General features: G+C 67.0%; 13 protein-coding genes. 6 read left to right on the top strand and 7 right to left on the bottom strand.

All coding sequences use genetic code 11. From position 1 onward, the window contains the following. Positions 1-4: 4 nt before the first annotated feature. The 4 genes from AC1DNE_RS19360 to AC1DNE_RS19345 form a co-directional block, all read right to left on the bottom strand. Positions 5-1,279, bottom strand: coding sequence for a ribulose-bisphosphate carboxylase large subunit family protein (locus AC1DNE_RS19360; protein ID WP_441472769.1), 1,275 nt, complete (start codon positions 1,277-1,279; stop codon positions 5-7). A gap of 125 nt (positions 1,280-1,404) precedes the next feature. Then, the gene (locus tag AC1DNE_RS19355; RefSeq protein ID WP_441472770.1) at positions 1,405-1,959 is read right to left on the bottom strand and encodes a VOC family protein; all 555 of its coding nucleotides are present in this window, start codon (positions 1,957-1,959) and stop codon (positions 1,405-1,407) included. A gap of 19 nt (positions 1,960-1,978) precedes the next feature. Continuing rightward, positions 1,979-3,826 carry a TRAP transporter large permease gene (locus tag AC1DNE_RS19350; protein WP_441472837.1) on the bottom strand — a complete coding sequence of 616 codons (1,848 nt, stop codon included), beginning with the start codon at positions 3,824-3,826 and terminating at the stop codon, positions 1,979-1,981. 89 nt (positions 3,827-3,915) lie between these two features. After that, a complete protein-coding gene (locus AC1DNE_RS19345) occupies positions 3,916-4,932 on the bottom strand; it encodes a TRAP transporter substrate-binding protein (RefSeq protein WP_441472771.1) in 1,017 nt (338 codons plus the stop codon). A 118-nt stretch (positions 4,933-5,050) separates the two neighbouring features. On the opposite strand from AC1DNE_RS19345, the gene AC1DNE_RS19340 reads away from it, so the two are divergent. Beyond that, complete coding sequence (locus AC1DNE_RS19340) at positions 5,051-6,121, top strand: LacI family DNA-binding transcriptional regulator (RefSeq protein ID WP_441472772.1); 1,071 nt, start codon at positions 5,051-5,053, stop codon at positions 6,119-6,121. Between the two features lie 50 nt (positions 6,122-6,171). Then, positions 6,172-6,639, top strand: a complete 468-nt coding sequence (locus tag AC1DNE_RS19335) for an MmcB family DNA repair protein (protein ID WP_476766529.1) — start codon at positions 6,172-6,174, stop codon at positions 6,637-6,639. Here AC1DNE_RS19335 and AC1DNE_RS19330 read toward each other — a convergent pair. Then, positions 6,631-7,596, bottom strand: coding sequence for a LysR family transcriptional regulator (locus AC1DNE_RS19330; RefSeq protein WP_476766528.1), 966 nt, complete (start codon positions 7,594-7,596; stop codon positions 6,631-6,633). The genes AC1DNE_RS19335 and AC1DNE_RS19330 overlap by 9 nt on opposite strands. A 98-nt stretch (positions 7,597-7,694) precedes the next feature. Between AC1DNE_RS19330 and AC1DNE_RS19325 the strand changes: the two genes are divergently transcribed. After that, on the top strand, positions 7,695-8,873 hold the full coding sequence (locus tag AC1DNE_RS19325) for an MFS transporter (protein ID WP_441472775.1): 1,179 nt from the start codon (positions 7,695-7,697) through the stop codon (positions 8,871-8,873). A 73-nt stretch (positions 8,874-8,946) separates the two neighbouring features. Here the strand turns inward: AC1DNE_RS19325 and AC1DNE_RS19320 are convergent, their stop codons facing one another. Continuing rightward, a complete protein-coding gene (locus tag AC1DNE_RS19320; RefSeq protein ID WP_441472776.1) occupies positions 8,947-9,510 on the bottom strand; it encodes an ActR/PrrA/RegA family redox response regulator transcription factor in 564 nt (187 codons plus the stop codon). An 89-nt stretch (positions 9,511-9,599) separates the two neighbouring features. Continuing rightward, entirely contained in the window at positions 9,600-10,952 is a 1,353-nt protein-coding gene (locus AC1DNE_RS19315; protein WP_441472777.1) for an ActS/PrrB/RegB family redox-sensitive histidine kinase, read from the bottom strand. A gap of 183 nt (positions 10,953-11,135) precedes the next feature. Here AC1DNE_RS19315 and AC1DNE_RS19310 point away from each other — a divergent pair, with 183 nt between their 5' ends. From AC1DNE_RS19310 to AC1DNE_RS19300, 3 genes are all read left to right on the top strand, one after another. Continuing rightward, a complete protein-coding gene (locus tag AC1DNE_RS19310; RefSeq protein ID WP_441472778.1) occupies positions 11,136-12,437 on the top strand; it encodes a polyhydroxyalkanoate depolymerase in 1,302 nt (433 codons plus the stop codon). A gap of 58 nt (positions 12,438-12,495) precedes the next feature. Then, positions 12,496-13,236, top strand: a complete 741-nt coding sequence (locus AC1DNE_RS19305; RefSeq protein WP_441472779.1) for a M48 family metallopeptidase — start codon at positions 12,496-12,498, stop codon at positions 13,234-13,236. Between the two features lie 93 nt (positions 13,237-13,329). Next, positions 13,330-13,545: a hypothetical protein gene (locus AC1DNE_RS19300; RefSeq protein ID WP_441472780.1), complete on the top strand. Its 216-nt coding sequence runs from the start codon at positions 13,330-13,332 to the stop codon at positions 13,543-13,545. The last annotated feature ends 37 nt before the right edge of the window (positions 13,546-13,582 follow it).

The following is a 13,582-nucleotide window of genomic DNA, read 5'->3' as shown; positions in this document are numbered from 1 at the left end:
CGCGCTAGCCCGCCTTGCCGCCGAACATGTCGAGCGCCTGCTGCAATTCCGGATGCGCGCGCGCTGCCTCGGCGATAGGCGTACCTTCTGCGACGGCCGCCCATGCCTGCCGGATGCTGGCGACGCCCGCCTTCGGCCCGCCGGGATGGGCGAGGATGCCGCCGCCGGCCATGAACAGCAGGTCGTCATGCCCGATCGCGTCCCAGGTCGCCTGCGCCGTGCCGGCCCATTGCCCGGAGGAGAAGGCCGGCATCACCCGGTCATCGGCGCCATCGGTCAGCGGAGTGACGCAGTCCTTCGCGGAGGTCACGACCTCCTCGTCTTCCTGCGCGAACTTCCCCTGCAGCCCGTGGACATGCATGTGATCGACGCCGGCCAGCCGCCACAGCGCCTGATAGGCCTGGAAGCCGATGCCAAGCAGCGGATGGCGCGAGAAGGCGCCATAGCCGTTGCGGTGGCCGTGCAGGGCGAGATCGGTCGAGCGGCGCAGGGTCTCGATCGCCGAGAAACCGCACCAGTTGAGGCTCGCCATCACGCAGGAACCGCCCTCGCGCTGGACGAGATCGGCATGGCGGCGCATCGCATCGGTCTCGTCGGTGATGTTGAAGGCAACCATGACGGGCTTGCCGGTCTTGTCCTGATGCCGGCGCACCGCCGCCATCACCGCCGGAATGCGTTCGGCCAGAGGCGCATGCACGGGATCGGCCGAGATCTCGTCGTCCTTGATGAAGTCGAGCCCGGCTTCGCACAGGCTGGCGACGAGCTCGGCCGTCTGTGCAGAGCTGAGCCCGACATTCGGCTTGATGATCGAGCCGACCAGCGGGCCCGTCGCAACTCCGGTCAGCCGGCGCGTGCCGGCGATGCCTTGCGTAGGTAGCGGAAAGCGCTGGCGATAGGATGAGGGTAGGGCGATGCTTTCCAGCCTCAAGCCGGTGACCTCGCCGAGATCATAGAGGTTGCCGGCGACGACCGCCGCCAGCGTCGCGAGATTGGCGCCGACATTGTCGACTGGGAAGGAGATCGTGATGCGCGCGCGCCGCCACGGTCCGCCGACGCCTTTGCGGGCGAGCCAGGCATTCGGCAGGCTGGGCTTAGCTGCGGGCTCCAACTCCTCGATCCGCGTCACGACGGCGCGCGCCCGCTCGCGCAATTCGTCGGTTTCGCCGGCGACGCGGGCGAAGGTGCCGCAGGATTGCTCGCCGGCCATCACCTCCGCGACCCTGGCAGGATCGAGCGGGGTTTCGATGAGGTAGCTGGCTTCGAAGCGGTTCTCGGTCATCGGACGCATCCCGGCCGTTCATGGGGCGTCATTCTCGGGCTCGACCCGAGAATCTCATGACCAGAGGGCGCTGGTTTCCGAGATGGTCAGGTCAAGCCCGACCATGACGCGATGTCGTTGCGGACTCACGCCGCAGCGGCAGCGAGCTTGCTCAGGTCAGGGAAGGGCCGCACCGGGTCCTTGCCGTCCCAGGTCTCCGACGCCTCGCGGATCAGCCGGAACATCTCGCCCTTGGGGCCGGCGACCTCGGAGAGTTCGATCACAGTGCCCGGATGGTAATGCGTGTCGAAATAGACGAAGCGCCCGCGCTCGCCGACCTCGCCCGACATCACCGGCTTGAATCCCTCGGCAACCAGCCGCTCCAGATCGGCGTCGTAGTCCGAAGTCCAGTAGGCGACATGCTGCAAGCCGGTCAGCCCCGCATCGGTGAAGTCCTTGTACATGGACGGCACGTCGTTGCGGCACTGGATCAGTTCGATCTGGAGCGGGCCGGAATTGGCCAGCGCCACCGAGTTGTGCGGCTCGTAGGTTTCGCCCTTGTAGCGGTAGTTCTTGATCGGAACCTTCGGGTTGTAGAAGAACGGCCCGACGCCCAGCACGCGGCTCCAGTAATCCATCGCCGCCTCGATATCCGGGACGACATAGCCGGCTTGACGGATCTGGCCAAAGAAACGGCTCATGGGCGTTGCTTTCTGAATATCAGGTTCTGAGGAAGCCGATGGAGATCCACGGCACGGCAGCGACGACGACGAGGCCGATGAGCAGGGCGAGGATGTAGCCCCAGATGTATTTCAGGCCTTCGTCGGGATTGATCTTGCTGATCGCGCAGGCGCCGTAATAGCCGACGCCGAAGGGCGGGGCGAAGAGCCCGATGCCCATCGCGAAGATCACGACCATCGCGTAGTGCACCTCGTGCACGCCGACCTGCTTGGCGATCGGGAACACCAGCGGCCCGAACAGCACGATCGCCGGGATGCCCTCGAGCACGCTGCCGAGGATGGTGAAGGCGACGATCGAGATCGCGAGGAAGCCCCAGGCGCCGCCGGGCACCGCTGCCATCGCCTGTGCGAGATCGCGCGAGAAGCCCGATTGCGTCAGGCCCCAGGCCATGGCGGTGGCGCAGCCGATGATGAAGATGATCGCGCCGGTCAGCGAGGCCGTCTCGACCAGCATGCGCGGCAGGCGGCGCCAGTCGAATTGGCGATAGAGCAGGATGCCGGCCAGCACCGCATAGGCGATGCCGATGGTCGAAACCTCGGTGGCGGTCGCGACGCCCTCGACCACCGCGGCGCGGATGACGAAGGGCAGCGCGATCGCGGGCAATGCGACCAAGGCGAGCTTTGCAATCTCGCGCCGGGAGAAGCGCTTGACGTTGCTGAGGTCCTCGCCGCGACAGCGCCACCAGACGACGAAGCAGAGCGCGACGCCCAGCACCACGGCGGGCAGCATGCCGCCGGTGAAGAGGGCCGCGATCGAGACGCCCGTGACCGAGCCGATGGTGATCAGCACGATCGAGGGCGGGATCGTCTCGGTCTGCGCGCCGGTCGCCGAGAGCAGCGCGACGAGATCGCCGGGCTTGGCGCCGCGCTTCTGCATCTCCGGGAAGAGAACGGGTGCGATCGCGGCCATGTCGGCGATCTTCGAACCCGAGATGCCGGAGACGAGATACATCGCGCCGACCAGCACATAGGACAGGCCGCCGCGGACATGGCCGAGCAGGCTCGCCAGGAACTGGATCATGGCGCGCGCCATGCCGGTCATTTCGATCAGCGCGCCGAGGAAGATGAAGAGTGGGACGGCGAGTAGGATGAGATGGCTCATGCCCTCGTCGAGCCGGCCGACCATGACCAGCATCGGCGTCGAGGTGGTGCAGGCGAGATAGCCGAAGGTCGCGAGCGCGAAGGAGAAGGCGATCGGCACGCCGGAGAAGACGTTGAGCGCGACGACGCCGACGAAGAAGACGATCAGGTTGAGCTTGCCGAGCGGCTTCAGCGCCGGACCGACGAGCCAGAACAGCAGCACGAACAGTGCGGTGATCCCGATCGCGAGCAGGGCGGGCTTCAGCGTGGAAAAGCGGAGCAGGCGGCAGCAGGCGGCGATCAGCATCAGGCCGACGCCGACGGGGATCGCCGCCGCGCGCCAGGCATTGCTGATCTCCAGCGCCGGCGTGACGATGAAGTTCTCTTCCTCGGCATATTCGAGCGCATGCGGGATGATCAGGAGGAGGAAGGCGATCGAGGCGGTGATCGCGATCGCCTCCAGGAGCGCCCGCGTCTGCGGCGAGACGCGGGAGACGAGGCCCGTCATCCGCATATGCTCGCCGCGCCGCAGCGCGACGACGGCGCCGAGCATGGAGAGCCAGAGGAACAGGATCGAGGCGAGCTCGTCGGACCAGACCAGTGGGGCGTGGAAGACATAGCGCGCCATGACGCCGGCGCCCAAGATGATGATCTCGACCAGCACCAGCACGGCTGCCACCGTCTCGACCAGCCCGCCGAGGGCACGGTCGAGATGGCCTGCGAAGCGGCCGAGCCCGTTTGCGGGCATGGCGGCAGCGGGAAGTGTCGCGCTATGGGCATCCATCGGGGGCGTTTCCTGTCTTGTGCTTTTGGGCCTTATAGGCCCGCCCGCACCCCTCAGGCCAGCTTGCCGACGGCGTCTTCGAGCAGGCTCCAGGCCTCCTTGCCGAAGCGCTCCTGCCATTCCTTGTAGAAGCCTGCGTCGCGCAGCTTGGCGCGGAAGGAATCCGGGTCCGTCTTGTTGAAGGCAAGCCCCTTCGACTGCAGGTCTGCCTGCACGGTCTCGTTGAGCTTCTTGATGTCGCCGCGCTGGGCGACGCCGGCATCGTTGATCGCATTGGCGACGATTGTCTGGACATCCGGCGGCAGGCCGCGCCACGCGCGCCCGTTGGCGATGAACCAGAACCCGTCCCAGATATGGTTGGAGACGGCGCAGCTCTTCTGGACTTCGTAGAGCTTGGCGACCTGGATGATCGGCAGCGGGTTCTCCTGCGCGTCGACAACCTTGGTCTGCAGCGCGGTATAGACCTCGGAGAATTGCAGGCTCGCCGGGGCGGCGTCGAGCGCCTTGAACATCGAGATCGAGAGCGGGCTCACCGGCACGCGGATCTTGAGGCCGGCCATTTCCTTCGCTGACTCGATCGCCTTGCCCGAGGTGGTCATCTGGCGGAAGCCGTTGTCCCACATCTTCTCGAAGGCATAGAGGTTCACCTTGGAGATGGCCTCGCGGACATGGGCGCCGAGCTTGCCGTCCATCGCCTTCCAGACCTGGTCGTAATCGGCGAAGGCGAAGCCGACGGCGTTGATCGCCGCGACCGGCACCAGCGTCGCGATCACCAGCGCCGACGGCGTGAAGAAGGTGATGCCGCCGTTGCGCACCTGGCTCAGCATGTCGGTATCGCCGCCGAGCTGATTGTTCGGGAAGATCTTGATCTCGACCCGGCCGTTCGTCTCCTTCGCGACGCGCTCCGCCGCCTCCTGGGCGCGGATGTTGAGCGGGTGGCTGAGGGGCAGGTTGTTGCCGTATTTCAGCTCGATCTCGGCGGCGCGCGCGATATGCGGCATGGCGATGAACGAGGCGGCAGGCGCAGCGGCGAGCGTACGCAGCACCGTGCGGCGCGTGAAGTTCGTCATGGTGATCCTCCCGGTATCGCTGATGCGATTTGATTGATTGCGGTCTTCTTGCCCTCAGATTAGGAAGCTGGAATGATGGTGGTCAAACTCAAATAATGATGGTTTTTGATGTGATTTCATGACGGATTCGGCGGAGAGGAACGGCGGCGGCGAAAGCCTGCAGCGCCGCCGGATGGCCCGCATCGCCGATGTCGCGGCGCTCTCCGGCGCTTCGACCGCAACCGTCGACCGGGTGCTGAACCAGCGCCCCGGCGTGCGCGCGGCCACCGTCCAGCGCGTGCTCAAGGCTGCGAGCGAGCTGGGCTATGTCCTCGATTCCGCCTTGCCGGCGCAGGCCTTCACGCCGATGCGTCTCGCCTTCCTGCTGCCGGCCGGGAGCAACCGCTTCCTTGCGATGCTCGGGCGCCATATCGCGGAGGCGCAGGAGCATCTCGCCTCCTTTAACATGCGCGCTCGCGTCGAATTCATCGAGAGCTTCAAGCCGGAACTGCTGGCCCAGCAGCTCCGGCAGGTCGGGCGCGACGTCGACGGCATCGCCTTCATGGCGCTGGAGCATCCGGCCGTGCGCGAGGCGGTGAACGGCCTCGCCGAGCGCGGCGTGCCGGCCGTGACCCTGATCTCCGACATCGCCAATGCGCGCCGCGCCGCCTATGTCGGGCTCGACAACCGCTCGACCGGGCGCACGGCCGGCTATCTCGTCGCCCGCTTCATCGGCAAGCGCCCGGCCAAGGTCGCGATGATCGCCGGCAGCCTGAGCTACCGCGCGCATGAGGAGCGCGAGATGGGTTTCCTCCATCTCTTCGAGGAGATGTTCCCGCAGATCGAGGTGGTCGGCCTGCGCGAGGGGCTCGACGACGAGGGGCGCAACTATCGCCAGGCCAAGGCGCTGCTCGCCCAGCACCCCGACCTCGCCGGCATCTACAATATCGGCGGCGGGCCGGAGGGTATCGCGAAGGCTTTGAAGGAGGCCGGCCGGCAGCAGGAGGTCGTCTTCGTCGGCCACGGCCTGACCCCGGCGACCCGCGCTCTCCTGCTCGACGGCACGATGGACGCGGTCATCACCCAGCATCCCCATGCGGCGCTGATGAGCTGCATCGCGATCTTCGCCAATCTGCGCGCAGGCCGCCCGGCTCTGGAGGGCACGGCGCCGCCGAGCATCGAGATCATCCTGCGCGAGAACCTGCCTTAGGCCGGTAGTCGAAGCTTGCATTCTGAGAAACAAAGAGGGAACATACACCCATGTCCCTTCCGGATTCCGTTCTCAATCCGCCGCCGGCGCGGCCCGATATCACGCGCATCGTCTGCCGCGGCGCAGCCCGGCATCTGCGCGAGCGCGGCTATGCCATCGTCAAGGAGATGACCTTCGCTAACGGCCGGCGCGGCGACATCGTCGCGCTGTCGCCGTCGGGCGAGCTCTGGGTCGTCGAGGTCAAGTCCGGCATCGCGGATTACCGCGTCGACGGCAAATGGCCGGATTACCGCGACTATTGCGACGGCTTCCTCTTTGCCGTGGCACCGGAGTTCCCGCGCGAGATCCTGCCGGATGATGTCGGCCTGATCGTCGCGGATGCCTATGGCGGCGAATTGCTGCGCGAGCCGCCGCGCCACCCCTTGAGCCCGGCACGCCGCAAGATGCTGACCATCGCGCTGGCGCGGCTGGCTTCGAGCCGGCTCGCCTTGATCGAAGACCCGGTCGGCTCAGACTGAAGCGGCCTCTCGCCAAGGCTCGGCCCCGGCGAACGCCAGCGGCTTCGCGAAAGAGCGCAGGTCGATCTCTTCAACCAGGAAGTCGATGAAGGCGCGCACGCGGGCCGGCAGCCGGCCGCCATGGCCGACATAGACGACATGGATCTCCTCGACGTCGCCGGGATTGAACGCTTCCAGAACCGGGACGAGGCGGCCGGCGGCGATATCGTCGGCGATATGGAAGACGGAAAGCCGCGTCAGGCCTTGACCTGCGAGCGCAAGTTCGCGCGCGCTCTCCCCATCGCCGACCGTGGTGCGTCCGCGGGCGGCGAACTCGCTGCGCTTGCCGTCTATCAGGAACGGCCAGGAATCGCTGTGCCGCGCGAAGTTGAAGGTGACGAGGTCGTGTTGCACGAGGTCGTCGGGATGCGCGGGAGCGGGATGGGCGGCAAGATAGGCGGGCGATGCGACCACGGCCATCCGGCTTTCGCCGAGCTTGCGTGCCACCAGCTGTGAGGAGCGCAGTGGACCGACGCGGATCGCGACGTCGGCGCGTTCATCCACCAGATCGACCACCGCGTCGCTCAAGGTGATGTCGAGCTGTACCCCGGGATGTAGCTCGGAGAAACGCGGCACCAGCCGCAGCAGGAAATGCCGGCCGAACGGCACGTTGGTGTTGACCCGGAGCCGCCCGCGCGGGACCTGGCAGGCGGAGACCGCCCGCTCCGCCTCGTCGAGATCGGCGAGCACGCGCAGTGCCCGTTCATGGAAGGTCGTGCCTTCCTCGGTCAGCATGAATTTGCGCGTCGAGCGCACGATCAGCCGAACGCCGAGCCGGGCCTCCAGCCGCGCGACGAGCTTGCTGACGGCCGAGGGCGTCATCCTCAGCGCCCGCGCCGCCGGCGAGAAGCCGCCGAGTTCGACAACGCGGGTGAAGACTTCCATCTCGCCGGAGCGGTTGATCTCGGTGCGCGGCATCGTGAATTCAACTCACAATTGCTGATCTTTCGCGCAGTCTAATTCACAAGCCTGCGCGGCGCTATCTCCAGGCCCGAACCCGTTCCCGGAGGCATTCCATGCCCATTGCCCTTTATGCCCTTACCGTCGGTGCCTTCGGCATCGGCGTCACCGAATTCGTGATCATGGGCCTGCTGCTGCAGGTCTCCAGCGATCTCGGCATCAGTGTGCCGCTCGCCGGGTTGCTGATGACCGGCTATGCGCTCGGCGTCTTCGTCGGCGCGCCCATCCTGACGATCGCGACGCGCTCCCTGCCGCGCAAGACGACGCTGCTGGTACTGATGGCGATCTTCACCCTCGGCAACCTGGCGGCCGCGCTGGCGCCGAACTTCGCCTGGCTGATGTCGGCCCGCATCGTCACCGCGCTCGCGCATGGCACCTTCTTCGGCGTCGGCTCGCTCGTCGCCACCAGCCTCGTCGCGCCGGAGCGCAAGGCCTCGGCCATCGCCTTGATGTTCACCGGCCTGACGATCGCGACGCTGCTGGGCGTGCCCTTCGGCTCCTGGCTCGGCCTTGCCTTCGGCTGGCGCTCGACCTTCTGGGCGGTAACGGGCATCGGCCTCCTCGCCTTCGTCGTCCTGGCGGTGCTCGTCCCGGCGGATCGCGAGCGCGTCGTCCCCGGCTCGCTCGCCGAGGAATTCAAGGTGCTGACGCGCCCGCAGGTCCAGCTCGGCCTGCTCATGACCGTGCTCGGTTTCGGCGGCATCTTCGCTGTCTTCACCTTCATCCAGCCGATCCTCGTCGAGCTTGCGGGCTTCAGCGAGGCGGCGGTCTCGCCGATCCTGCTCGTCTTCGGCGCCGGGCTCGTCGTCGGCAATCTGCTCGGCGGCCGCTGGGCGGACCGCAACCTCGCCCCAGCCCTCATCGGCACCATCGCGCTGCTGACCGTGGCGATGTTCGCCTCCGGCCTCGCCTTCTACAGCCAGATCGGCGCCGTCGTCGCGGCCTTCGCGCTGGGCGCCGCCGCCTTCGCCACCGTCGCGCCGTTGCAGATGTGGGTGCTGCAGCAGGCCGGTGGAGCCGGGCAGGGGCTGGCATCGAGCCTGAACATCGCCGCCTTCAACCTCGGCAACGCCTTTGGCGCCTGGCTCGGAGGCGCTGTGATCACGCAGGGGCTGGGCTATGGCGCCATCGCGCCGGTCGCAGCCGTCGTTCCGCTCGTGGCGCTCGGCCTCGCTGCTGTCGCGGTTGCGCTCGACCGGCGCACGGCCCGCCTCGCTCCCGCCTGCGCGGCCTGACGCGAAAGCGATTGGACAAGCAAAAGCCCGCCGGACATGTCGCCCGGCGGGCTTTCTTCTGTTGGTCGTCGGATCAGCGCGGGGCGCGCTTGGCGAGAATGCGCTGGAGCGTGCGCCTGTGCATGCCGAGGCGGCGCGCCGTCTCGGAGACGTTGCGGCTGCACAGCTCGTAGACGCGCTGGATATGCTCCCAGCGGACGCGGTCGGCCGACATCGGATTTTCGGGCGGTTGCGGCCGGGCATCGCGCGCGGCGGCGAGCGCGGCATGGATCTCGTCGGCATCGGCCGGCTTGGCGAGGAAGTCGAAGGCGCCGAGTTTCACCGCGCTGACGGCGGTGGCGATGTTGCCGTAGCCGGTGAGGACCACGCCGCGGGCTTCCGGCCGGCGCTCCTTGAGCCGGGCGATCACGTCGAGCCCGTTGCCGTCACCCAGACGGAGATCGATCACAGCGAAGGCCGGGGCGGATTCCTCCACCGCAGCAAGCCCTGCGGCGACGCTGTCTGCAGTGCGGACCACATAGCCGCGGCCTTCCATGGCGCGGGCGAGGCGGGTGAGGAAAGGCTTGTCGTCATCGACCAGCAACAGCGACATGTCCGTGTTGTCGGGCATGCCGGTCTGGCTCGGCGCATCCTGCATTTTGATCTCCTGACCGCTTGTCCATGCGCGCTGCGGTGGCGCGAAGTGAGGTTTCGAAACGCCGGCCGCATGCCCGTTCGGGCTTGCGGTCAGCTAAGCTCATGTAATGCCGATGCTTCCGGCTTGGTACCCCCCATCGCGGGCAGGTCCGCTTCAAAAACGTCACGGGGCCAGACGATGCGGATCGAGGCGCCGCTCGCCGGCGCCGGGCGGTTCGAGAATTCCAGCGTCGCGCCGCCGCGCTCGAGCAGGGTCTTCGCAATGAACAGGCCGAGCCCGAGCCCGCCACCGGCGCGTCCCTCTCCGCTGCCGCGCGAGAGATAGGGCTCGCCCGCCCGCATCAGCACATCGGGCGGAAAGCCCGGGCCGTCGTCGGCGATCGTCAGAACGACGCGGCTCTGCGTCCATTCGGCCGCGATCGTCACGGTCGAGCGTGCGAAATCGACCGCGTTGTCGACGATGTTGCCGAGGCCGTAGATCATGCCGGGGTTGCGCCGGCAGACCGGCTCCGGCTTGTCGCCGGTCATGGTGATCTCGAAGGGCACGCCGAAGGGCCGCTGCGGCCCGGCCGCTTCCTCGATCAGCAGACGCAGCGTCAGCTGATCCAGCGGGCCGGCATCGTCGTCCTGCAGGCTGGAGAGCTTGCCGAGGATGCCGCGGCAGCGTTCGACCTGTTCTCGCAGCAGCGCGATGTCCTCGGCCATCTCGCCGTCCGGCGGGGCAAGGCGCGTGAGCTCGCGGGCGACCAGCGCTATGGTGCCGAGCGGGGTGCCGAGTTCATGGGCGGCGGCGGCGGCGAGCCCATCGAGCTGGGACAAATGCTGTTCGCGCGCCAGCACGAGCTCGGTCGCGGCAAGTGCATCCGAAAGGTCGCGCGCCTCCTTGGCGACGCGCCAGGCATAGATGCCGGTGAAGGCAAGTCCGAGCACGAGCGCGACCCAGTTGCCGAGCTGATAGAATGGCGGCAGCACCGGCCGGTCCTCGCCCGCCCAGGGCAGCGGCAGGTGGAAGCGGCTGAGCAGGGTCGCCAGAATCATTGCCAGCAGGCCGAGCAGCAGGGTGCGTTGCGGCGGCAGCGCCGTCGCCGAGATCATCACCGGCGCCAGGAACAGGATCGCGAACGGGTTCTGAAGCCCGCCGGTCATGAAGAGCAGGGCGGCGAGCTGGGCGATGTCGAAGCCGAGCAGCGCCGTCGCCGGGCCGTCCTGCAGCCGATGGCTGAGCGGAAACCTGATTCGCAGGACGATATTGAGCCAAGCGGAAACGGCGATGACGGTGAAGCACCAGCCGAAGGGCAGGGGAAAACCAAGGCCGAAATGCACGCCGGCGACGGCCGCGCTTTGGCCGGCGATGGCCAGCCAGCGCAGCCGGACCAGCGTGTCGAGCCGCAGATGGCGGCCCGTTCGGGCGAGAAGAGGGGTCGAGAGGTCCGAGGCGCTCACCGTTGATCGGCCTTCTGCGCGGCTCCCGCCGGGAGCGGGAATGACGGCTTCATCCACATGGCAGTAAAATCTTAGCCTTTAGCCGGGTTGAATGAGAACAAAATCAACGTAAGCTGCGTTATTGCGACGCAGCATGCTTGTTGCGCCGCCAGAAGGACACTCGATCGCATGTACGGGGCCACCATGTCGTTTGCCTATCATGCCTACGAAGCAGTTCACATGATGGTGAGCCCGGTGCGCGGCGTCTCCGACGCGATGCACCTCGCCTTCAAGAACCCGGCCAATCCGCTGACCTATACGCCCTTCGGGCGCACCGTCGCGGCTTCCTGCGAATTGTTCGAGCGCGTCACGCGCCGCTACGGCAAGCCCGCCTTCGGTCTCGACGAAACGACGATCAACGGCGTCAAGGTGGCGGTCGAGGAGCGGGTCGTCTGGGAGCGCCCCTTCTGCAAGCTCGTCTATTTCGATCGCAAGATCGCTGGGCGGCGCAAGCCGCAGCCCAAGGTGCTGCTGGTGGCGCCGATGTCGGGCCACTATGCCACGCTGCTGCGCGGCACGGTCGAGGCGTTCCTGCCCGGTCATGAGGTCTACATCACCGACTGGACCGATGCGCGGCTGGTGCCGCTGACCGAGGGCCGCTTCGACCTCGACGACTACATCGACTACGTCATCGCCATGCTGCAGACGCTGGGGCCGGACACGCATGTCATGGCGATCTGTCAGCCTTCCGTCCCGGTTCTCGCGGCGGTCGCGCGCATGGAAGCCGAGGCCGACCCCTGCGCGCCCCGTTCGATGACGCTGATGGGGGGGCCGATCGATACCCGCCGCTCGCCGACCGCCGTGAACCAGCTTGCGATGGAGCGCGGCACCGACTGGTTCCGCCGCAACTGCATCACCGTCGTGCCCTTCCCGCATATGGGTGCGTTCCGGCAGGTTTATCCCGGCTTCATGCAGCTCTCGGGCTTCATGGCGATGAACATGGATCGCCACGTCACCGCCCATTACGACATGTTCAAGCACCTCGTCGGCGGCGACGGCGATTCGGCCGAGAAGCATCGCGACTTCTACGACGAATATCTCGCCGTCATGGACCTGACGGCGGAGTTCTACCTGCAGACGGTCGATACCGTCTTCGTAAAGCACGCCATGCCCAAGGGCGAGATGATGCATCGCGACAAGCCGGTCGACCTGACTGCGGTTCGCCGCGTCGCGCTGATGACCGTCGAGGGCGAGAACGACGATATCTCCGGCGTCGGGCAGACACATGCTGCGCATGATCTCTGCGTCAACATCCCCGCCGGGAAACGGGTTCACTATCTCCAGCCGAAGGTCGGCCATTACGGTGTCTTCAACGGCTCGCGCTTCCGCGCCGAGATCCAGCCGCGCATCTCCGATTTCATGGTGAGTCTCGACATGGAGGCGGCCAAGAGCCGTCGCAGCGAGAGCGCCGGCGAGCAGCGCAAGGCTCTGAAGATCGCCGGCTGACGGGGCATAACAGTCTCTCCCTTCCCCATCGCCCGCGAATCCCGCACAATCGCAGTCGATGCGCATCTCCCTGTTCAGGCGCCAGCCGGACCCCGACCGGATTGAGGTCGTGCATGCCGGCACGCGTTATCCCGTATCGATCAAGCGGCGCGCCAATGCGCGGCGAATGACGCTGCGCGTCTCGCAGGCGACTGGCGAGACCACCCTGACCTTGCCCGAGCGGGTCGACTTCTCTGCCGGGCGTGCCTTTGCCGAGAATCATGGTGGCTGGATCGCCGCGCGCATCGCGAAGCGCCCGCTGGCCGTGCCGTTCGAGCCGGGGCAGAGCATTCCGTTGCGCGGCGTCCCGCACCGTATCGTCCATTGGTCGAAGGCGCGTGGACTGACGCAGGCGACGCAGGACAAGGATGGTGCGCCGATCATCGCGGTTGCGGGCGATGGCGCGCATGTTCCGCGCCGGGTCAAGGATTTCCTCAGGCGGCTCGCGCTAGAGGATCTGGAGAAGGCGGTGCGGCATCACACTGCGACGCTCGGCATCCCCGCCCGCAAGATCACCATCCGCGACACCACGAGCCGGTGGGGCTCGTGCTCCTCGCAGGGGCATTTGAACTTCTCCTGGCGGCTGATTCTCGCACCGGCCTCGGTGCTCGACTATCTCGCGGCCCATGAGGTGGCGCATCTCAAGGAGATGAATCACTCGCATCGTTTCTGGGCGCTGACCCACAAGCTCTGCCCGCATACCGAGGAGGCGGAGGCCTGGCTGAAGCGCCACGGCGCCAGCCTGCACGGTTATGGTTGACGCAGTATCACTGCCGCAATTTTGCCGTTAACCACTTTCTGAAACTTGCGCCCGCACACTGAACGCCGATTCGCCTTCAGTGTGAGTATGCCTATGGGTCAGGTCATCGCGTTCCGTCGCCCGCAACAGCCCCTCGCCGCGCCCGAGCCTGTGCTCGGTCTGCTTTCGGCCGTGGATTTTGCGCTCCGCGATCTCGCGGAAATCATGCCTCACATCACGCTCGACACCGCCCGCGCGCAGGCCGAGGCGTGTCGCGCCATGCTGGCGCAGGCTTTCGATGCTGAAGTCGAGGCCGAGCTCGGCAACTGATTCCGGCCAGCATCGCGCCCGCGCATGCCGCCCCCGG

The sequence above is a fragment of the Allobosea sp. 05L423 genome (genome assembly GCF_056397745.1).
This window is presented reverse-complemented; position numbering and strand designations above follow the sequence as displayed.

What these genes read in the sequence shown, in the direction of transcription:
- AC1DNE_RS19345 (WP_441472771.1), bottom strand. Translation starts at nt 4,932, where the DNA reads ATGACGAACTTCACGCGCCGCACGGTGCTGCGTACGCTCGCCGCTGCG.
- AC1DNE_RS19360 (WP_441472769.1), bottom strand. Translation starts at nt 1,279, where the DNA reads ATGACCGAGAACCGCTTCGAAGCCAGCTACCTCATCGAAACCCCGCTC.
- AC1DNE_RS19350 (WP_441472837.1), bottom strand. Translation starts at nt 3,826, where the DNA reads ATGCCCGCAAACGGGCTCGGCCGCTTCGCAGGCCATCTCGACCGTGCC.
- AC1DNE_RS19305 (WP_441472779.1), top strand. Translation starts at nt 12,496, where the DNA reads ATGCGCATCTCCCTGTTCAGGCGCCAGCCGGACCCCGACCGGATTGAG.
- AC1DNE_RS19320 (WP_441472776.1), bottom strand. Translation starts at nt 9,510, where the DNA reads ATGCAGGATGCGCCGAGCCAGACCGGCATGCCCGACAACACGGACATG.
- AC1DNE_RS19330 (WP_476766528.1), bottom strand. Translation starts at nt 7,596, where the DNA reads ATGCCGCGCACCGAGATCAACCGCTCCGGCGAGATGGAAGTCTTCACC.
- AC1DNE_RS19355 (WP_441472770.1), bottom strand. Translation starts at nt 1,959, where the DNA reads ATGAGCCGTTTCTTTGGCCAGATCCGTCAAGCCGGCTATGTCGTCCCG.
- AC1DNE_RS19325 (WP_441472775.1), top strand. Translation starts at nt 7,695, where the DNA reads ATGCCCATTGCCCTTTATGCCCTTACCGTCGGTGCCTTCGGCATCGGC.
- AC1DNE_RS19340 (WP_441472772.1), top strand. Translation starts at nt 5,051, where the DNA reads ATGACGGATTCGGCGGAGAGGAACGGCGGCGGCGAAAGCCTGCAGCGC.
- AC1DNE_RS19335 (WP_476766529.1), top strand. Translation starts at nt 6,172, where the DNA reads ATGTCCCTTCCGGATTCCGTTCTCAATCCGCCGCCGGCGCGGCCCGAT.
- AC1DNE_RS19300 (WP_441472780.1), top strand. Translation starts at nt 13,330, where the DNA reads ATGGGTCAGGTCATCGCGTTCCGTCGCCCGCAACAGCCCCTCGCCGCG.
- AC1DNE_RS19310 (WP_441472778.1), top strand. Translation starts at nt 11,136, where the DNA reads ATGTCGTTTGCCTATCATGCCTACGAAGCAGTTCACATGATGGTGAGC.